This is a genomic window from Streptomyces sp. MBT65 (genome assembly GCF_016612545.1).
Classification (GTDB): Bacteria; Actinomycetota; Actinomycetes; order Streptomycetales; family Streptomycetaceae; genus Streptomyces.
In genome coordinates, this window is sequence record NZ_JAENRY010000018.1 from 45992 (window position 1) to 65451 (window position 19460).

General features: G+C 70.3%; 19 protein-coding genes and 1 pseudogene. 11 read left to right on the forward strand and 9 right to left on the reverse strand.

The genetic code is table 11. From position 1 onward, the window contains the following. Nucleotides 1–53: 53 nt before the first annotated feature. Nucleotides 54–641 (reverse strand): TIGR03086 family metal-binding protein, encoded by a 588-nt coding sequence (locus tag JHN63_RS06915; protein ID WP_200677960.1) that lies wholly within the window; start codon nt 639–641, stop codon nt 54–56. 78 nt (nt 642–719) lie between these two features. Here JHN63_RS06915 and JHN63_RS06920 point away from each other — a divergent pair, with 78 nt between their 5' ends. Next, complete coding sequence (locus JHN63_RS06920) at nt 720–1706, forward strand: YafY family protein (RefSeq protein ID WP_200677961.1); 987 nt, start codon at nt 720–722, stop codon at nt 1704–1706. A gap of 140 nt (nt 1707–1846) precedes the next feature. Further along, entirely contained in the window at nt 1847–2215 is a 369-nt protein-coding gene (locus tag JHN63_RS06925; RefSeq protein ID WP_200677962.1) for a hypothetical protein, read from the forward strand. Nucleotides 2216–2301: 86 nt separating this feature from the next. Here JHN63_RS06925 and JHN63_RS06930 read toward each other — a convergent pair whose 3' ends face one another. Continuing rightward, complete coding sequence (locus tag JHN63_RS06930) at nt 2302–2943, reverse strand: TetR family transcriptional regulator (protein ID WP_200677963.1); 642 nt, start codon at nt 2941–2943, stop codon at nt 2302–2304. A 141-nt stretch (nt 2944–3084) separates the two neighbouring features. On the opposite strand from JHN63_RS06930, the gene JHN63_RS06935 reads away from it, so the two are divergent. The 3 genes from JHN63_RS06935 (at nt 3085) to JHN63_RS06945 (ending at nt 4850) form a co-directional block, all read left to right on the forward strand. Beyond that, the gene (locus JHN63_RS06935; RefSeq protein ID WP_200677964.1) at nt 3085–3252 is read left to right on the forward strand and encodes a hypothetical protein; all 168 of its coding nucleotides are present in this window, start codon (nt 3085–3087) and stop codon (nt 3250–3252) included. Between the two features lie 72 nt (nt 3253–3324). Further along, nucleotides 3325–3612: a DUF4190 domain-containing protein gene (locus JHN63_RS06940; protein WP_200677965.1), complete on the forward strand. Its 288-nt coding sequence runs from the start codon at nt 3325–3327 to the stop codon at nt 3610–3612. A gap of 74 nt (nt 3613–3686) precedes the next feature. Then, the gene (locus tag JHN63_RS06945) at nt 3687–4850 is read left to right on the forward strand and encodes a cysteine desulfurase family protein (protein ID WP_200677966.1); all 1164 of its coding nucleotides are present in this window, start codon (nt 3687–3689) and stop codon (nt 4848–4850) included. Between the two features lie 14 nt (nt 4851–4864). Here the strand turns inward: JHN63_RS06945 and JHN63_RS06950 are convergent, their stop codons facing one another. Continuing rightward, on the reverse strand, nt 4865–6430 hold the full coding sequence (locus JHN63_RS06950) for a multicopper oxidase family protein (RefSeq protein ID WP_200677974.1): 1566 nt from the start codon (nt 6428–6430) through the stop codon (nt 4865–4867). 214 nt (nt 6431–6644) lie between these two features. Then, nucleotides 6645–7421, reverse strand: a complete 777-nt coding sequence (locus JHN63_RS06955; protein ID WP_200677976.1) for an N-acetylmuramoyl-L-alanine amidase — start codon at nt 7419–7421, stop codon at nt 6645–6647. A gap of 60 nt (nt 7422–7481) precedes the next feature. On the opposite strand from JHN63_RS06955, the gene mnmA reads away from it, so the two are divergent. Then, a complete protein-coding gene (gene mnmA / locus JHN63_RS06960) occupies nt 7482–8612 on the forward strand; it encodes a tRNA 2-thiouridine(34) synthase MnmA (protein WP_200677978.1) in 1131 nt (376 codons plus the stop codon). A 49-nt stretch (nt 8613–8661) separates the two neighbouring features. Here mnmA and JHN63_RS06965 read toward each other — a convergent pair whose 3' ends face one another. Beyond that, nucleotides 8662–8985 (reverse strand): DUF427 domain-containing protein, encoded by a 324-nt coding sequence (locus tag JHN63_RS06965; RefSeq protein ID WP_200677979.1) that lies wholly within the window; start codon nt 8983–8985, stop codon nt 8662–8664. A gap of 51 nt (nt 8986–9036) precedes the next feature. Here JHN63_RS06965 and JHN63_RS06970 point away from each other — a divergent pair. The 5 genes and pseudogenes from JHN63_RS06970 (at nt 9037) to JHN63_RS06990 (ending at nt 13697) form a co-directional block, all read left to right on the forward strand. Continuing rightward, nucleotides 9037–9607, forward strand: a pseudogene (locus JHN63_RS06970) (TIGR00730 family Rossman fold protein). A gap of 7 nt (nt 9608–9614) precedes the next feature. Beyond that, nucleotides 9615–10313 (forward strand): SDR family oxidoreductase, encoded by a 699-nt coding sequence (locus JHN63_RS06975; protein WP_200677981.1) that lies wholly within the window; start codon nt 9615–9617, stop codon nt 10311–10313. 209 nt (nt 10314–10522) lie between these two features. Next, nucleotides 10523–11200, forward strand: a complete 678-nt coding sequence (ureG, locus tag JHN63_RS06980; RefSeq protein WP_200677983.1) for an urease accessory protein UreG — start codon at nt 10523–10525, stop codon at nt 11198–11200. Then, complete coding sequence (locus JHN63_RS06985) at nt 11188–11955, forward strand: urease accessory protein UreD (protein ID WP_200677984.1); 768 nt, start codon at nt 11188–11190, stop codon at nt 11953–11955. The genes ureG and JHN63_RS06985 overlap by 13 nt, the downstream gene beginning before the upstream one ends. A 164-nt stretch (nt 11956–12119) precedes the next feature. After that, the gene (locus JHN63_RS06990) at nt 12120–13697 is read left to right on the forward strand and encodes an alpha/beta hydrolase (RefSeq protein ID WP_200677994.1); all 1578 of its coding nucleotides are present in this window, start codon (nt 12120–12122) and stop codon (nt 13695–13697) included. Nucleotides 13698–13785: 88 nt separating this feature from the next. Here the strand turns inward: JHN63_RS06990 and JHN63_RS06995 are convergent, their stop codons facing one another. The 4 genes from JHN63_RS06995 to JHN63_RS07010 all read right to left on the reverse strand — a co-directional run bounded on the left by JHN63_RS06995 (nt 13786) and on the right by JHN63_RS07010 (nt 19272). Beyond that, nucleotides 13786–14505: a 1-acyl-sn-glycerol-3-phosphate acyltransferase gene (locus JHN63_RS06995; protein ID WP_200677985.1), complete on the reverse strand. Its 720-nt coding sequence runs from the start codon at nt 14503–14505 to the stop codon at nt 13786–13788. 203 nt (nt 14506–14708) lie between these two features. Further along, nucleotides 14709–16589, reverse strand: a complete 1881-nt coding sequence (locus JHN63_RS07000) for a phospholipase C (protein ID WP_200677986.1) — start codon at nt 16587–16589, stop codon at nt 14709–14711. 173 nt (nt 16590–16762) lie between these two features. Further along, nucleotides 16763–17980 (reverse strand): iron uptake transporter deferrochelatase/peroxidase subunit, encoded by a 1218-nt coding sequence (efeB, locus tag JHN63_RS07005; protein ID WP_200677987.1) that lies wholly within the window; start codon nt 17978–17980, stop codon nt 16763–16765. Continuing rightward, complete coding sequence (locus tag JHN63_RS07010) at nt 17977–19272, reverse strand: EfeM/EfeO family lipoprotein (RefSeq protein WP_200677988.1); 1296 nt, start codon at nt 19270–19272, stop codon at nt 17977–17979. Before JHN63_RS07010 ends, efeB begins: the two co-directional genes overlap by 4 nt. Nucleotides 19273–19460 lie beyond the last annotated feature (188 nt).

Sequence of the window (19460 nt, forward strand, 5' to 3'; positions counted from 1 at the left end):
CGGGTCGGACCTGTGCCGGTCGTCGGACGGTCCGGCCCCTGTTTGCGACCGACTCAGCCGATCGGCTTCCGCCCCAGCCAAGCCGCCAACTGGCCGTAGACGTCGGCTCCTTCGGGGGCCGGCTGGGCCGTGGCGAAGGGGGTGTCGGCGTCCCGTTGCTCGTCCGGGAGGGCCCTGCGGGCGAACGTCAGCGCGAACTGGGCCAGTTCCGGGTCGAGTTGGAGGGGGTGGCCCAGGGCTTCCGAGAGGTCCCAGGTGTGGGTGACGCCCTCCATGACGTAGCCGGAGAGGGCGATGCGGCCCGGTACCTCGCCCCAGGGGACCCGGACCAGGGCGTCCAGGCGGGCGTCGTCCGACCAGGCCTTGGCGACCCGGGTGCGGGCCTCGTCGTACGCCGTCGGCCAGCCCTCGTCCGCGACGCCGTCCACGAAGGGGCGGACGGCCAGGCCGTCGCCGCCCTCGCCCACCGTCGCGATGCGGTGGGAGCCGCCGACGAGATGGCTCAGCAGGGTGCGTACGTCGAACTCCGTGCAGGGGGTGGGGGAGTCGAGCTGTTCCGGTCGTACCGTCCTGATCAGCGCGGCCACCTGCTCGGTGGCGCGGGTGTAGAGGGGGCGGGGGTCCGTGGTGTCTGTGTTCATGGGCGTCATGCTGGGCCCATAACCTGACAGTTTCCGTCAACATTTGCGCGGGGCTCTCGGGAGGTCGATCCTGAGGGCGTGAAGGCCGACCGACTCCTCTCGATCCTGTTGCTTCTCCAGACCCGGGGCCGCGTTCCCGCGCACGAACTCGCCGCCCGGCTCGAAGTGTCGGTGCGGACCGTCTACCGGGACGTCGAGGCGCTGTCCGCCTCCGGGGTGCCGGTGTACGCCGAGCGCGGGCGGCACGGCGGGATCGAGCTGCTCGCCGGGTTCCGCACGGACGTCACGGGACTGACCGCCGACGAGTCACGCGCCCTGTTCATCCTGGCCGCACAGGGCGCCCACGCCGCCCTCGGCCTCGACGCCGCGCTCGGCTCCGCGCTGCGCAAGGTGATGGCCGCGCTGCCCGCGCCCTACCGCCCGGCCGCCGAGGTGACCTCCCGGCGCATCCTCGTCGACGCCACCCGCTGGAAGAGCGGGCCCCAACTCGCCGTGGACCTGGACGTGTTGCAGGACGCCGTCCTCACCGACCGTCGGCTGCGCCTGCGCTACCGGCACAGCGGCGCCAAGGAACCCAGCACCTACACCGTCGACCCGTACGGCCTCGTCTCCAAGGCCGGCGTCTGGTACCTGGTCGCCGACCGCCGGACCAGACCCCGCCTCTTCCGCGCCGACCGCGTCCACTCGGCCACCCTCCTGCCCGACCCCGTGAAGCGCCGCCCGGGCGTCGAACTCGCCCACGCCTGGGAGGAGTTGCGCCGCCAGGTCGAGGAACGCCCCGGCGGGCTCGACGTCACCGTCCGGGTCCGCCGCGCCCGCCTCGACATGTTCCTGCGCCTCAGCGCCTCCTCGCTCGCCGAACTCCCCACGGATGACGGGAGGAACGGAGAGAGCGACTGGGTGAGGGTCCGCCTGACCTACGGCGTCGTCCGCGAGGCGCGCCAACTGCTCCAGTTCGCCGACGCGTTGGAGGTCGTATCACCGCCGGAGGCACGCGCGGAGGTGGCCGCCGCGGCCGCTTCTGTCACGGAGCTGTACCAGCGAGTAGGCGAGCCCCGATCGTGAACTCGCAGGTCAGGGAGGCTTCTTGGGGCGCCCTTTACCCGGCGCACAGGAGGGGGACAGGGCGCCGACAAGGAAGCCCTAAGCGGCGTTGATTGAGTTCCCGCCACAAGGCCTCCTCATCGTTTTTGGAGTTGTTTCTCATGAAGCGTGCGCGTCTCCTCCCCGCAGTGGCCCTGCTGGCGCTCTCGCCCCTGGCCCTGGCGGCCTGCGGCTCTAGCGGCTCCACCTCGTCGTCCTCCGGCAGCGGCAACTCCGGCTCCACGCAGTCCTGTTCCGCGCCCACCGGCAACGCCACGGCACGGCCCAGCGGGGCCCCGTCCGGCGCGCCCACGGGCGCCGCGGCCTCGGGCATGCCGACCGGTCGGCCGACGGGCATGCCGACCGGCAACGCCTCCGGCATGCCGAGCGGTGGCCCCGGCGGAGGCGGCGGCCAGGGCGGCGGCCCTGGCGGTGGCTGCGGCGGCGGGCCCGGCGGTGGCCAGATGAGCGGCGCCCCGCAGCAGGGCTGACCGCGGCTCCCGCACGACAGGGGCGGCACGCTCGTACACCGGGCGTGCCGCCCCTGTCGTATGCCCGCCGCCCGGGTGTCGGGTGTTCAGCCGAGCCAGTGCCGCCGACCGACGCTGATCAACCGCATCTGGCGCGTGGCGAGTTGGGTGACGCGCTCGCGCTCCTCGCCGGAGAACTCCGTGGTCTCCGCGGCCTCCATGGCTTCCATGAAGAGCGAGGCCGTGATGAGCATCTGGTCGACATAGAGATGAGCGAGCATCAGCAGGTCCTCGTCGTTCCAGCCGTCGGACTCCGGGTCCTTGGCGAGTTCGGCCTTCACCTCCTCGGCGAACCGGGCCAGTTGCTCCCGGATGGCCTGCCGTACCGGCTGCACCCCGCCGTGCCGCTCGCGGGCGATGAAGCGCACGTGCGCCGGATACGTGTCCACGTGGTGGGCGATCAACTCGACCGCGCGCGTGATGCGTTGACCGCTGTCCGCGGGGGCCACCGTCTGCCGGATCATCGGATGCAGACTGCCCAGCGCCTCCTCGACGAGCGCGACCCCGAGGTCCTCCGTGGAGCGGAAGTGCCGGTAGAAGGCGGTCGGGGCGACGCCCACGGCGCGGGTGACCTCACGCAGCCCCAGACTGCTCAGGCTCTGCTCCTCCAGCAGCCCCAACGCGGCGTCCAGCAACGCCTGTCGGGTCTTCTGCTTCTGCGCCTGCCGGATGCCGAGGGTGTGACTCATGTCATCCAGTTAACAACTGTTCTCCGTAATTGGAAAGTCGTCGGACGCGCTAGACTCAAGTTCAGTGAACAAGTGTTACTACAACCGTTCACCGAAACGTAACGAGAGCCGTCCCGGCCGTCTCGGAGGGGGATTCATCCCATGCTGTTCCTTGTCGCAGCGCTGCTGCTGTTCGGCGTCGTGGTGGGCACCGTGGCCCACGCGCCGCTCGCCTTCACCGCCGTCGCCGCCACCGTCATCGCCGTATGGCTGGGCATCTTCGCCCTCCGCGAGCGACACGGCCGCCGTACCCGTACGACAGCCAACTGACGCTCCACGGCTGCCAGTTCGCCGCCCGTCCCGCCACCCACCACCCACCCGATCATCGGGAGCCGAACCACCATGCAACTCACCGCACCGGCAAGCAGCAGCACCGCCACCGCCGTCAAGCCCACCGGCCGTCGTGACGCCGACGGCATGGCCGTCGCGTCCTTCATCCTCGGCCTCGTCGGTCTGCTCGTGCTCAATGTCTTCCTCGGCCCGATCGCCATCGCCCTGGCCGGCGTGGCGCTGTGGCGCGGCACCGCCCGTCGCGGGCGTGCCTTCCTCGGGCTCGGGCTCGGGATCGCCGATCTGCTGGTCCTCGTCGCCTTCATGCAACTGGACAGCACCGTCTCCTGGAGCTTCTAGGAAGCGCGCCGGATCCGTACCGGCGTCCCCGCCCCTCCGGGGTGCGCACCGGGGACCGTAGAATCGGCGTCACCATGGCATACCTCGACCACGCCGCGACCACCCCGATGCTTCCCGAGGCAGTCGAGGCGATGACGGCCCACCTGAGCATCACGGGCAACGCCTCCTCCCTCCACGCTTCCGGCCGCAAGGCCCGCCGTACGGTCGAAGAGTCCCGGGAGACCCTCGCCGAGTCGCTCGGCGCCCGCCCGAGCGAGGTCGTGTTCACCTCCGGCGGCACCGAGGCCGACAACCTCGCGGTGAAGGGCCTGTACTGGTCCCGCCGCGACGCCGACCCGGCCCGCACCCGGGTACTGGCCAGCCCCGTCGAGCACCACGCCGTCCTGGACGCCGTCCACTGGCTGGGCGAGCACGAGGGCGCCACCGTCGAGTACCTCCCGGTCGACTCCTACGGCCGGGTCCACCCCGAGGTGCTGCGCGAGGCGATCGCCCGCAACCCCGACGACGTCGCCCTGGCCACCGTGATGTGGGCCAACAACGAGATCGGCACGGTGCTGCCGGTCCGCGAACTCGCGGACGTGGCGGGGGAGTTCGGTGTCCCGCTGCACGCCGACGCGGTGCAGGCCTTCGGTCAGGTGCCGGTCGACTTCGCCGCCTCCGGGCTCGCCGCGATGACGGTCTCCGGCCACAAGATCGGCGGCCCGTACGGCATCGGCGCGCTGCTGCTGGGCCGCGAGTACACCCCCGTACCCGTCCTGCACGGCGGCGGCCAGGAACGCCATGTCCGCTCCGGCACCCTCGACGTCCCCGCGATCGCCTCCTTCGCGGTCGCCGGCCGCCTCGCCGCCGAACAGCGCGAGTGGTTCGCCCGCGAGATCGGCGCCCTCCGCGACGACCTCGTCACGGCCGTCCGTACGGCGGTCCCGGACGCGATCCTCGGTGGCGACCCGGTGGACCGGCTGCCGGCCAACGCCCACTTCACGTTCCCCGGCTGCGAGGGCGACTCCCTGCTGCTCCTGCTGGACGCGCAGGGCATCGAGTGCTCCACCGGCTCGGCCTGCACCGCGGGCGTCGCCCAGCCCAGCCATGTCCTGCTCGCCACCGGCACCGATCCGGACCTCGCCCGCGGCACCCTGCGCTTCTCGCTCGGCCACACCTCCACGGAGGCCGACGTGGAGGCCGTGGCGAAGGCGATCGGCCCGGCGGTGGAACGTGCGCGCGCCGCCGGGCTGACCTGAGAGGACCGCTCCTCCTAGGACTCCGTCACCATGAGGGAGGCCATCATGCCCTCGTCCTCGTGCTGCAACAGGTGGCAGTGGAGCATGTACATATAGGTGTCGTCGGAGAAGTCGGTGAACTCCATGGCGATCTTGATCGAGCCGCCACCGACCACCTCGTAGGTGTCGTACCAGCCGAGCTGGACCCCGGTGGGATCCTCGCCGTTGATGGAGATCAGCTGATACGGCACGTCGTGCAGGTGGAACGAGTGTTCCAGCTGGGTGGAGTTCTGGATCGTCCAGATCTCCTTCGAGCCGACCGTCGTACTGATCATCGCCATCGCGGCCATCGTCGTGCCCGCCGACCCGTTGATCAGCATCGTGGCGCCGTTCTGGCCCAGGGTGATGGTCCGGGTGGTGAAGTCGGTCGTGTCGTACCGGTCGATGGTGTTGAGGGTGCTGGGCAGGTCGTCCGGGGTGTCGGAGCCGCTGGCCGTGATCGCGAGGAAGTCGTACGTGCCGCTGCCGCCGCGGATCCAGCCGGTGGTGATCACGGCCTGGAGGGTGGCGTCCGCGGTGAGGTCCATCGTGAACTCGGCGCGGGCACCGGCCACCAGGCGGATCGTGGTCACATCGGTGGCCTCGGTCAGATAGCCCTGGTCGGTGCTGATCTGGGTGAGGGTGCCGCCGTCACTGCGCTGGATGGTGATGATGTCGGACGGCGAGGCGTTCAGCGCGCGGAAGCGGGTGCGGGTCTTGGTGGCGGTGAAACCGAGCGTGGTGGAGTCCACGTTGGTTCCGTTGACCAGGAGGGGGAAGGTGGTGGTGCTGAGCCGATAACCGGCCGCGTCGTACTTGATGTCCCCGGCGGTGTCCACGGCGAGGGACTGGAAGATGAGCGGGACGTCGTCGACGCCGTAGTCGCTGGGCAGCGCGGTGGACGCGTCCGTGGAGTCCTCGACGATGATCATGCCGGCCAGACCGTGCACGGCCTGCTTGGCGGTGGTGCCCAGGGCGTGCGGGTGGTACCAGAGCGTGGTGGCCGGGTCCTTGACGGTGAACGTGGGGGACCAGGTCGTGCCGTCCGCGAAGGCGACCTGGGGGCCGCCGTCCATCTTCGCGGGCACGTGGGCGCCGTGGAAGTGGACCGTCGTGTCCTCGCCGATGTTGTTGGTGATGTTGAGCAGGACCACGTCGCCGTTGGTCCACTTCATGGTCGGGCCCAGGAAGTCCTGGTTGTAGCCCATCGTGCTGCTGGTGACGCCCGAGATCACCTCGGCGGTGCCGGTCTTGGCCTCCAGCGTGTACGTGGTGACGCCGTCGGCGGTGGTGCCCTCCAGGAGGTCGGGGATGGTGAGGGTGGTGTCCGCCGCGGAGGCCTTGTTCTTCGCCGCGCCGTTCAGCAGGGAGAAGGCGCCGCCCGCCGCCGCGACCGCCGCGATGCCGGTCCCGGCCATGCCGCCGAGGAACTTGCGCCGGTGCAGACCCTTGCCCCGGGCCGCGATGTCCTTGCCGTGCTCGCGCTTCTCGGCGACGGATTTGCGGTGGTTGCCCTGTGCGTCGGTGTTCTGGCCGGACGCGGGCTCGCTGGTGTGTGTCATGGCGCCAGAGATTTGACCTAAGGCCTGTGTAAAGACTGGGCGACACTTAGTAGTCAGCAGGGCAAGCTATGAAAGGTGTGCGTGCGCGATCGCTCCCCAACTCACCTTGAGGGGATGCGGAGTTGACGTACTCCAGGTCACATCCGGAGCAGGGGACGCATCGGACACCGTCGTAACTGAAATGACTCATAGCCAAACCCTCGTGTGGCGCGAATCACACCTGCGTCCGGTGTGCCCGCCTTACGAGTGTCATGTACCGGTCCCAGTCCCAGTACCGCCCGGGGTCCGTGTGATCGGTCCCGGGCACCTCCACGTGCCCGATGACGTGCTCCCGGTCGACGGGGATGCCGTAGCGCCGGCATATCTCCGCCGTCAGTCGCGCGGAGGACGTGTACATCGCGTCGGTGAACGAGGACGCCCGCTCCACGAAGCCCTCGTGCTCGATGCCGACACTGCGTTCGTTGTACGACCGGTTGCCCGCGTGGAAGGCCACGTCCAGCTCCCGGATCATCTGCGTGACCGCCCCGCCCTTGCGGACGATGTAGTGCGCCGCCGCCTGGTGCGCGGGGTCCTGGAAGGCCTTCACCGCGCTCGCGTAACCGCCCTGGGTGACATGGATGACCACCATGTCTATCCCGTAGTCGTCCGGCCGGTCCGCCCGCCGGTAGTTCGCCGAGGACGCCGCCACCCACGTCGCCCCCCGGAAGTCGACCGCCCCCGGAGTCCGCGGCTTCTCCACCCCCGGCAGCCGCCACCACAACCGCGCCAACTCGTCCCGGGCCAGCACCCCGGTCCCTACGGCGGCCAGGGCGCCGCCGATGAGCAGCGCGCGCCGACCGGGGTGCCGACGGGTGGTCTCCGGCGACCTCTGCCTGCCGCCCGGCGGTTTCTCCGCGCCGCCCGGCGAGCTCTTCCCGCCACCCGGTGGCATCGACGCGCCGCCCGGCGGCTTCGCCGTCCGGTCGTTCCGATCGCTCTGTGTCTCCCCCATGTGATCGTCAACGGATACTCGCGGGCCCCGGTTCCCGACGCCCCGTACCCTGGAAGGGTTATGACTGAGACCTCGCCGCGCCCCCGCCCCCTTCGCGTACTCGCCGCCATGTCCGGCGGAGTGGACTCCGCCGTCGCCGCCGCCCGAGCCGCGGAAGCCGGCCACGACGTGACCGGCGTCCACCTCGCGCTCTCCGCGAACCCGCAATCGTTCCGCACGGGCGCGCGTGGCTGTTGCACCATCGAGGACTCCCGGGACGCCCGCCGCGCCGCCGACGTCATCGGCATCCCGTTCTACGTCTGGGACCTCGCCGACCGCTTCCGCGAGGACGTCGTCGAGGACTTCGTCGCCGAGTACGAGGCCGGCCGCACCCCGAACCCCTGTCTGCGCTGCAACGAGAAGATCAAGTTCGCCGCGCTCCTCGACAAGGCGCTCGCCCTCGGCTTCGACGCGGTCTGCACCGGCCACTACGCCCAGGTGATCGTGAACGAGGACGGCACCCGCGAACTGCACCGCGCCTCCGACATGGCCAAGGACCAGTCCTACGTCCTCGGCGTCCTGGACGAGCGGCAGCTCGCGCACGCCCTCTTCCCGCTCGGCGACACGGTGACCACGAAGGACGAGATCCGCGCGGAGGCCGAGCGCCGCGGCCTCGCGGTCGCCAAGAAGCCCGACTCGCACGACATCTGCTTCATCGCCGACGGCGACACCCAGGGCTTCCTCGCGAACCGCCTCGGCAAGGCCGAGGGCGACATCGTCGACGAGTCCGGGTCCGTCGTCGGCTCGCACGAGGGCGCGTACGGTTTCACCATCGGCCAGCGCAAGGGCCTGCGCATCGGCACCCCGGCCGCCGACGGCAAGCCGCGCTACGTCCTGGACATCTCCCCGGTCGACAACACGGTGACGGTCGGCCCGGCCGCCTCCCTGGACGTCAGCGGTCTCACCGCCGTGAAGCCTCGCTGGTGCGGCACGGCCCCCACCGGGCCCGGCACCTACACCGCCCAACTCCGCGCCCACGGCGGCGAGACCGAGGTCACCGCCGAACTCGTCGATGGCACCCTGGAGGTGTCCTTCACCGAGCCGGTACGGGGCGTGGCCCCCGGCCAGGCGATCGTGCTCTACGACGGCACGCGCGTGGTGGGGTCGGCGACGATCGCGACGACCACGCGCGCGGCGACGGCGATGGCCTGAGACCAGGGCCGTCGCCCGTCGCGCCCCGAAGGAAGCGGTCAGTCGTCGCTCACAGCACCTCTACGTCGTAGAAGCAGAGGTGGTCCTTGATCTGCGCCACGTCGGGCTTGGGGTCGGGATACGCCCACACCAGGTCGGCCGCGTCCGGGAGGGACCAGTACGACGCGTCGCCCTTGAAGGGGCAGTGGGTGTGGGTCTCGGAGGGGGTCAGGAGGTCGAGGCGTACGTCCTCCGGAGGGAGGTAGTAGCGCACCGGCGAGCCGGTCTCCTTCAGGACGAGGGGACGGTCGCTCTCCGCCAGCACCTGGTCGCCGTGGACGACGCGTACGTGCCGGTCGCCCTGCTCGATCGTGATCGTGTGTCCGTCAGCCATACCGGAAAAGCACTCGCGGGCGCCCGGTTCTTCCCGCGTACGGTGACGGGTATGAAGATCTGTGTCTTTCTCTCCGCCGCCGACCTGGACGAGCGCTACACCCGCCCCGCGCGGGAGTTCGCGGAACTGCTCGGCAAGGGCGGGCACACGCTCGTGTGGGGCGGTTCCGACTCCGGGCTGATGAAGGTGGTCGCCGACGGTGTGCAGGCGGCCGGTGGACGGCTGGTGGGCGTCTCGGTGACCTTCCTGGCGGCGTCGGCGCGGCCGGGCGTCGACGAGATGGTGGTCGCGGCCGATCTCGCCTGGGGGTCCCCCCGCGCCCTTTAGGCAGTGGGGGAGCAAGAGGCTGCTCCTGGAGAAGGCCGACGCCGTGGTCGTCATGGTGGGCGGTACCGGAACGCTGGACGAGGCGACGGAGATCCTGGAGCTGAAGAAGCACGGCCACAGCGACAAGCCGGTGGTGCTGCTGAACACCGCGGGCTTCTACGACGGCCTGAAGACCCAGTTCCGGCGCATGGAGGACGAAGGATTCCTGCCCGTCCCGCTCACCGACCTGGTGTTCTTCGCGGAGGAGCCGGTAGGGGCGCTGGCCTACCTGGAGGAGTCGTTCGGTACCCGCTGATGCGAGCATGGCGGGCATGCCTACACATGTGATCACCGGGGCCGGTTCCGGCATCGGCGCGGCCGTCGCCCGCCGGCTGCACGCGCGCGGGGACGAACTCGTGCTCCACGCGCGCGACGCGGGCCGCGCGAAGGAACTGGCCGCGGAGTATCCCGGGGCGCGCACCCTGGTGGGCGACCTGGCCGACCCCGACAAGCTCAGCTGGGCGTTCTCGCACCAGAGCCTGCCCGACCGCGTGGACACGCTCCTGCACATCGCCGGGGTGGTCGACCTCGGCCCGGTGGGCGAACTGACCCCGAAGACCTGGCGCCACCAGCTCAACGTCAACCTGATCGCCCCCGCCGAACTGACCCGCCACTTCCTGCCCCAACTGCGGCTCTCCGGCGGCCACGTCCTCTTCGTGAACTCCGGCGCCGGCCTGCGGGCGAGCGCCGACTGGTCCGCGTACGCCGCCTCCAAGCACGGCCTGAAGGCCCTGGCGGACTCCCTGCGCCACGAGGAGCACGGCAACGGCGTCCGCGTCACCTCGGTCTACCCCGGCCGCACCGCCAGCCCCATGCAGGCCAAGGTCCACCAACAGGAGGGCAAGCAGTACGACCCCGCCCAGTGGATCGACCCCGAGTCCGTCGCCACGACGATCCTCATGGCGATCGACCTGCCGGGGGACGCGGAGGTCAACGACGTGACGGTACGACCGGGCCGGTGAGGTTGCCCCCGGGGCTCCGCCCCAGACCCCGCCAAGGGGCTCCGCCCCCTGGACCCCCGATCGGCCCCGAAAGGGCCTCGTCCTCAAGGGCCGGACGGGCTGGATATTGCCGGCCTGGATGAAGAGGGGCCGGAGCTGAGAGATGTCGGCCCGGTTGAAGAAGGCGCCGAAGCCGCAAGCACAGTAGAAACACGTAAGGAGCCGCTCCTATGCACCTCGACCACACCCACGACGGCCCCGCCGCCGTCAGCGCCGACGCGCATCGCCCCGACGGCACCCACCGTGCCCTGCGCATCGGGCTCGGCGGGCCCGTCGGGTCCGGTAAGACCGCCACCGTCGCCGCGCTCTGCCGGGCCCTGCGGGACGAACTCTCGCTCGCCGTCGTCACCAACGACATCTACACGCGTGAGGACGCCGAATTCCTGCTGCGGGAGGCCGTGTTGCCGCCCGAGCGGATCGCCGCCGTGGAGACGGGAGCCTGTCCGCACACCGCGATCCGGGACGACATCTCCGCCAACCTCGAAGCCGTCGAGGATCTGGAGGACGAGGTCGGGCCGTTGGATCTGATCCTGGTCGAGTCGGGTGGGGACAATCTCACCGCGACCTTCTCCAAGGGGCTGGTCGACGCGCAGATCTTCGTGATCGACGTGGCTGGCGGGGACGACATTCCGCGGAAGGGCGGGCCGGGGGTCACCACCGCCGATCTGCTGGTCGTCAACAAGACCGACCTCGCGCCGTACGTGGGATCCGATCTGGGGCGGATGGCCGCCGACGCGAAGACTCAGCGGGCCGAACTGCCCGTCGTCTTCCAATCGTTGCGGACCGAGGCGGGCGTAGGCGATGTCGCCGCCTGGGTGCGGGCGCAACTCGCCGCGTGGACGGCGTGATCGCGACCGGGGTCCGGGCCACCGCGCGGATCGTGGCCCGGGAGGACGGGCGGGGCGGTACCGCGCTGCCCGTGTTGGAGGGGGACGGGCCGCTCGCGTTGCGGCGGACCCGGGGGAGTGGGTCCGAGGCGCGCGTCCTGCTTGTCGGGGCCATGAGCGGGCCGCTCGGTGGCGATCACTTCGCCGTCGAGGCCGATGTCGAGCGGGGAGCGCGGTTGCGGGTCGGGTCCGCTGCCGCGACCATCGCGCTGCCGGGGCAGGCGAAGGGCGAGTCTCGGTACGACGTGCGGCTCCGGGTCGCCGAGGACGGCGAACTGCACTGGCTGCCCGAGCAGTTGATCTCCGTGCGTGGCAGTGACTTGCGCGTCACGACGCGCGTCGAACTCGCCGACTCCGCCCGGCTCGTGCTGCGCGAGGAGCAGGTGCTCGGGCGCGCCGGTGAGGAACCCGGACGGCTCACCAGCAGACTGGCACTGCGGGTCGGGGGGCGTACCGTGCTCGATCAGGAGTTGGCCTGTGGGCCCGGAGCGCCGGGCGGCTGGGACGGGCCCGCCGTCCTCGGGGGGCATCGCGCGGTGGGGCAACTCCTCGTCGTACGGCCGGAGTTCGGTCGGGAGCCGGTCGCCGCCCGCATGCTGGGGGAGTGTGCGGCGCTGGTGCCGCTCGCCGGGCCCGCCGTGCTGGTGAGTGCGATCGCCTCCGACGCGCTGCGACTGCGGCGGGTGTTGGACGAGGCCCTGGCGTCGCTCGGGTGAGTATCCGCTGAGCGGGACGCCTGTTTCCGCTTATCGGATTGGTAAAGAAGGTCAACCGCCTCTGTTCTCAGACGGCTCACAGCCGCGAGGATCCTCCGAGACCATTTCGCAACGATGTACGGGGAGGGGCCCACTTGAGGCACAACAGACCGAAGAGCCGCGTGATGGCGTTCGGTTCGGCCGGATTCGCGGCGGCGGCGCTGATAGCCGGCGCCGTGGTGGCACCCGCGGCCAACGCGCAGACCAACCAGGCGGCAGGCCACGGACAGGACAGTGCGGCCAAGGGCGCCGCGCTCGCCGCCGCCCGCGCCGCGAAGGCCGGGATCGACTGGCAGGACTGCCCCGCGGACTGGGGTTTCGAGAAGCCGATCCAGTGCGGCTATGTCACCGTGCCGATCGACTACACCAAGCCCAACGGCAAGACGATCAAGCTGGCCGTCGACCGCATCGCCAGCACGGGCACGAAGGAGGAGCGCCAGGGCGCGCTCGTCTACAACCCCGGCGGCCCGGGTGGCTCCGGAATGCGCTTCCCGCGCCGGGTCACCACCAAGAACCCGCTGTGGGTCAACACGTCCAAGGCGTACGACTTCGTGGGCTTCGACCCGCGCGGTGTCGGCCACTCGGCGCCCATCTCCTGCATCGACCCGCAGGAGTTCGTGAAGGCGCCCAAGGCGGACCCGGTACCGGACTCCACGGCCGACAAGAACGCGCAGCGCAAGCTGGCCCGTGAGTACGCGGACGGCTGCGCCGCGCGCACCGGTCGCACCATGCTCGCGCAGATGACCACGCCGAACACCGCGCGCGACCTCGACGTCATCCGCGCCGCCCTCGGCGAGAAGAAGCTCAACTACCTGGGCGTCTCCTACGGCACCTACCTCGGCGCGGTCTACGGCACCCTCTTCCCGAGCCACGTCCGCCGGATGATCGTCGACAGTGTCGTCAACCCGGCGCGCGACAACATCTGGTACGAGGCCAACCTGGGCCAGGACGTCGCCTTCGAGGGCCGCTGGAAGGACTGGGAGGACTGGGTCGCCAAGAACGACGCGGCCTTCCACCTCGGCACCACCCGCGCCGCCGTCCAGGCGAAGTGGCTGGAGCTGCGCGCCACCGCGAAGAAGAGCCCGCTCGGCGGGGTCGTCGGTCCGGCCGAACTGCTCGGCTTCTTCCAGGGCGCGCCGTACTACGACTCCTCGTGGGTGCCGGTCGCCACCGCGTTCAGCAAGTACGTCGCCGGTGACCCCCAGCCGCTGATCGACGCGGCCTCGCCCGACATGTCGGACACCGCGGGCAACATCACCTCGGAGAACGGCAACGCCGTCTACACGGCCGTCGAGTGCACCGACGCCAAGTGGCCGACCAGCTGGGCGAAGTGGGACAAGGACAACACGGAGCTCAACAAGAAGTACCCGTTCCTGACCTGGTCCAACGCCTGGATGAACCTGCCGTGCGCCACCTGGCCGGTCAAGCAGCAGTCCCCGGTCGAGGTCAGGACCGGCAAGGGCCTGCCGCCGGTTCTCATCGTGCAGTCGCAGCGTGACGCCGCCACGCCGTACGAGGGCGCCGTCGTCCTGCACCAGCGCTTCAAGGGCTCACGCCTGATCACCGAGAAGGACGCGGGCTCCCACGGCGTGACCGGTCTGGTCAACCCGTGCATCAACTCCCGTGTCGACACCTACCTGCTGACCGGCAAGCTGGACAAGTCCGACGTGACGTGCACCCCGCACGCGACGCCGGTGCCGTAAGCAGTAGTAGTCAGTAGTAGTCGTACGTAGTGAGGGGCGGCCGGTTCCGAACCGGCCGCCCCTCACTCGTATGTCAGCTCTACGGTCCTCAACTCAACGGCAGCCGAGGGAACTTGCGCTCCTTCGCCGCGGCCGCCTGCTCCGCCTTGACGACCGCCGCGTACTGGTCGACGTACTCCTGCTCGGAGAGCATGAGGATCGCGTACATGATCTCGTCGGTGATGGCGCGCAGGATCGCCTTCTCGTTCTCCATGCCCTCGTAGCGGGAGAAGTCGAGGGGGGTGCCGAAGCGGATCGTCACGGGGTGGACCTTGGGGATGACCTTGCCGGGCGGCTGGGCCTCGAAGGTGCCGATCATCGCGCAGGGGATGACGGGCACCTGGGCCTTCAGGGCCATGACGGCGACGCCGACCTTGCCCTTGTAGAGGCGGCCGTCGTGGGAGCGGGTGCCCTCCGGGTAGATGCCGAGCAGCTCGTCCTTGCTCAGGACACCGAGGCCCTCGCGGATCGCGGCCTGGCCCGCCTCCTTGCCGGAGCGGTCGACCGGGATCTGGCCCGCGCTGCGGAAGAAGGTCGCGGTGAGGCGCCCCCTGATGCCCGGGCCCGTGAAGTACTCGGCCTTGGCCAGGAAGGTGATGCGGCGCTTGAGGACCGCCGGCATCAGGAAGTGGTCGGCGAAGGAGAGGTGGTTGCCCGCGACGATCGCCGCGCCGGACTCCGGGATGTTGTCCAGGCCCTCTATTCGGGGCCTGAAGACCAGTCGGAGCAACGGCCCCAGAATGACGTATTTAAGGAGGTAGTAGAACAAAGGGGGGTCGCTCCTCACTCCGGCGGCTCGGCTCGACCGACCTGTTCTCGCAGGTCACCCGGTACCTCGTGGGCTGCCAGTGTAGGGGCAGGCGCCGTCCCGTGGAACCGGTGGCGATCAGGCCGCCGCCGGGCACGACGGAGGGCGGCGAGATCCTCCTCGCCGCCCTCCGCCCGGAGCAACTCGCCCCGGTTCGCCGTGACTTACAGGGACGCGCTGCGCGCCGACCGGCGCCGGTACAGCGTGAACGCGGTGGTCGCTCCGACCGCCGTGACCAGACCGGCGCCCACGGCGATCGGCAGGGCCGAGGAGGCCGTGGTGCTGGCGGCGACGTTCTGCGCCTTCAGGTCCTGGACGTACGCGGGGTACGGGGCCTTCGTGGCCGTCGACGAGGTCTGCGTGTAGTGCGGGATCCGCTTCACCGACTTCACCGAGCCGTCCGAATTCAGCAGCACCTGCTTGTCGTTGGGGTGCCGGAAGTCGAACATGCCGCCCAGAGTGCCCGCCCGCTGGTCGAAGGACGCGTCACCGATCCGGCCCGTGTGCCAGTTGTCCTCGATGAACTGCGTGATCGACGCCTGCTCGGTGGCCGTGTGGTCGATCGAATTGACCTTGCTGTACGGCGAGATGACCAGCAGCGGCTGCCGGGTGCCCGGTCCGCAGCGGTCCGCGTAACCGCCCTTGGCGGCCGGACCGGCCTGGCAGGCGGGGCTGTCGGTGGCCTTGCTGTTGGAGCCGACCGTCGAGTCCTTGGAGCCGTTGAGCACCTTCGAGGAGACGTGGTCGTACCAGCCGTCGGAGTCGTCGTAGGCGAGCACGACCGCCGTCGACTTCCACTCGGGCGACTTCTGAAGCGCGTTGATCTCCTTGATCAGGAAGTTCTGCTCGTCGGCCGGGTCCGAGTAACCGGCGTGCCCGTCCTGGTACTCGGCCGCCTTCAGGAAGCTCACCGCGGGAAGGTTGTCGGCCTTCAGCGCCGCGTCGAAGTCGGTCAGGTCGTAGTTGTGGTTCGCCCGGCCGTTGTGCCCGATCTCGGCGACGGACTTCGGCGCCAGGTGGTGCGGGTTGGACGTCGACTTGTAGTACTCGAACGGCGAGTGGTGCGGGCTGTAGTCCTCGGAGGCCGCGCCGCCGACGTTGGTGTGGGTGGTGCCGGCGCACTTCGCGTAGTCGCCGCTCCTGCCGTCCCACGCGGTGCTCGGCCGGAAGCCGCCCTGGAACCAACCCCAGCTCACACCCTTGGAGTTGAGCAGGTCACCGATGTTCTTGCCCTGCATCACCGCGAGCGCGCTGGTCGCGGTGTGGTCCTTGTCCGAGCAGTCGTCGAAGGCCGGGTCGGGGTCGTTGATGACCGTGCCGACGCCCTTGGCGTCCGGGGAGACCACGGCGTACGAGTCCGGAGTCGTCGTCTGCTTCGGGTTCTCGGTGCCGGAGGCCGGGTCGACGGATATGACTCCGTGTGTCTGACCGGAGATCAGGTTCAGCGCGCCGGGCGTCGAGGGGCCGAAGGTCGAGCTGAAGGAGTGGTCGTTCAGCGCATACTGCTGGGCGTAGTTCCACATGCCCGTGACGGTGTTGCCGTCGTAGTAGTCCATCACCAGACCGGGCTCACCGAAGAGGCCGGTGCACTTGTTGACCTCGGTGTTCTCGACGTACTTGTCGGCCTTGCCGCCGTCGGCCGCGTACTGCTCGGGGCCGTAGGAGTGGTTCTGGTCGCAGGTCATCACCTGCGAACTGCTCAGCCGCGTGGGCGTGTAGAGGTTCGGGTTCTTCTTCAGCAGCCCGGCGTTGAGCAGGTTGTCGGCCTTCGGCGTGTGGGCCGCCGCCTTGAACTTGGTGCCGTCGGTGTTCGCGGCCTGCGGGTAGGTGGCGAAGTAGTGGTCGAACGAGATGTTCTCGTCGTAGATCACGACGACGTGCTTGATCGGCGTCGACGTGTGCGTTCCGCCCGTGGGCCGGTGGCCGTTCGAGGCCGCCGCCGCGGGGACCGCCCCGCCCGCGGTGGCCAGGGCCGCGGCGCCGAGCAGGGCGCCCAGCCGCGTCAACCGGCGCCGTGCACCGGGGGTTCTTCCTTTGCCGATCATGCTGTCTCGCCTTCCGGGAGCAGTGGTTCCGCGCTCACGCCGAATGTGGCCGTAACGCCTACGGCCGAATCCTGGGCAATGGTGACGGCGGGGCGGGGGAGCGGCAATGTCGCGGGAGCGAACGCCCGGTCAGGAAATTCTCATGGTCTGTTGGCCTGTTCTTGACCGTGCTCTCAGGTCAGCAGGCCGCGGCCCAGCCAGTCCGATGTGTCCCGTACGCCGGGCAGCGCGAAGAAGTAGCCACCGCCGTACGGCGAGATGTAGTCGACCAGCGGTTCACCGGCCAGCCGCTCCTGCACCTTCGCGAACTGCCGTGCCAGGTCCTGCTGGTAGCAGCAGAACAGCAGCCCCATGTCGAGGTTGCCGTTGCTGTCCATGCCCCGGTCGTAGTTGTAGCCCCGGCGCAGGATGCGCTGGTCCGCGCTCTGCGTGGTGCGCGGGTTGGCGAGCCGGATGTGGCTGTCGAGCGGGATCACATCGCCCTGCGGGTCCTGCGCGAAGTTCGGCGTGTCCTTCTCGTGGTGTCCGTCCAGCGGGGCGCCGGTGTCCCGGGCACGGCCGAACATCCGCTCCTGCTCGGTGATGGAGACCCGGTCCCAGAACTCCACCAACATCCTTATCAGCCGTACGACTTGATAGCTGCCGCCGGTCGCCCAGTCCGGTTCGCCACTGCTACCGCCCACCCAGACAAGGTCGTTCATCGCGCGGGCGTCGGTCACCTCCGGGTTGGCGATGCCGTCCTTGAAGCCGAGGTGGTTGCGCGGGGTGCCCGAGGGGCGCGGCGGACTGATGAACCCGTCGGTCCGCCAACGGACTTGGAGGCCGCCCCGCGTGTGCCGGGTGACATCGCGCAGGGCGTGCAGCACGGTGTCCGCGCTGTCGGCGCAGAACTGCACGCTCATGTCGCCGTGACACCAGGCGGCGTTCAGGTCGTCGTCGGGGAAGGCGGGCATCGCGGTCAGCCGGCGCGGCGCGAGCTTGGCCAGTCCGTAGCGGTCGTCGAAGAGGGACGCCCCGACGCCGACCGTGACACTCAGCCGGTCGGCCGGGAGGTCCGGGCCCAGTGTGCCGGAGTCGGCGGGTGGGGCGGTGATGCCCAGGTCCGCCGGGCTGCCGCCGGTGGTGAGGAAGCGGGCCCGTTCGGTCAACGTCCTTAGGAGGTCGGTCAGTTCGGCCCGGTTCTCGGCGGTGGTGTCGAAGGACACGAATGCCGTGGCGCGCTGCGCGGGGGTGATGATCCCGGCCTGATGGAGGCCGTGGAAGGGCACGTGCGCACTGGTCTCCGTGACGGCCGACGCCGTACCGCGATCGGACGCCACCAGACCGGTACCGGCCACGGCCGCCGCACTCGCCAGGAAGCCCCGGCGGCCCACTTCGTGTCCGTGCTTCACGCGGTCCTCCGTACGTCCGTCAGGGCGGCCACGTCGGCCAGCCGCTCGACCAGTCCACCGAGGTCGGCGTCGACCTTCTCCCGCTGCGGACGGGTGAGTTGAGCCAAGGGCGTCCACTTACCGGAGCGGTCGAGGCCGTCCAGGGTGTGCTGCGCCCGGTCCATCCACGCGCCGAGTTCGGTGAACCTCGCGTCCCGCGTCTTCAGCAGCGGGCGCAGACAGCCGAGCAGTACCCGGGTGCCGTCGAGGTTGGCGCGGGCGGTGGCCAGATTGGTGCCGCTGCCGTAGTCGGTGCGGCCGGTCAGCTCGAACTGCACGGTGTTCTCCAGGATTTCGTGCGCGCGCAGACCGGTGTCGGCCGGGTCCATCCGCTGCGAGGGCCAGCTGCTCTCCAACGCGTGGACGTCCTTGGCGAGTTGATCCGCGGGGCCGCGCAGCCCGCTCGCCGACTCGCCGTGCCACAGTCCGTACTCGACCCGGTGGAACCCGGTGAACCCGGCATCGTGCACCCCGCCCGCGAGGCCGGCCGTGGTGCCGTTGATCGCTCCGTCCGAGTCCCCGAACGTGCCGTAGGCGGCGCCCATCCGCTCGTAGACGAGATGCGCGGGCAGCCACGCCCTGCGGGCCGCCGCGAGGTCACCACGGTCGACGGCGGCGCGCAACACGTCGGTCTTCGCGGCCAGTTCTACGGTCCGGGCCTGGATCCACTTCTGGTAGGCGAGCGTCGGCGGGATCAGTTCCTGCTGGGTGATCGGCACGGCGGCCGGTCCGCTCTTCACCTTCGAGCCGGTGATCCGCACGGTGGGCCCCGTCACGGCGTCGGCGTCGTCGGGCAGACACTTGAAGGCGTACGAGCCGTTCCCGAGGGTCACCCCGAGCGGCCGGACCGTACCCGGCGCCAGCCCCTCGACCTCGCCGTAGACCGCGCCCGTCGTCGGATCGGTGAGATACACCTCGGCCGCCGTGCTGGACGTGTTGTGCAACTCGAAGACCTGGTGCCCCGCCTGCGGGTCCGTCCAGCCGCTGCCGCATCCGGAGGTCGCGACCTCGACGGTGGTGTGCGGCAGCCCGTCGGCGGCGACGGCGGCGGCTTTCCCACCCGAGTTGGAACCCCGGGCGGCGAGCACCCCGCCACCGACGGCGGCCACGACGACGAGGGCGCCAGCCGTGAGCAGCACGGTACGGCGACGGGCAGCGGAGACGGGGAGAGACGACGCCGGACCAGGCTCGGTCTCGGTCTCGGTCACGGGTTGTTCGGTCTCGGCTTCGGCGCCGCGCGCGGTTTCGGGCACGCCGGGCCTCCAGGGGGAGTGGTACGAAAGGTGGCGGTACCAGCGATCTTATGAGGGCGCCACGGCCCCCACCGGGTCCCTTGACCCTGTTCTGACCGGAGGGCGGGCGAGAATTCGCCGGGGGTTCACCCGGGGTCCGTGAGCACCACGGTGAGCTGCGCGGGGGTGCACGGTGGGCTACGGCCGCG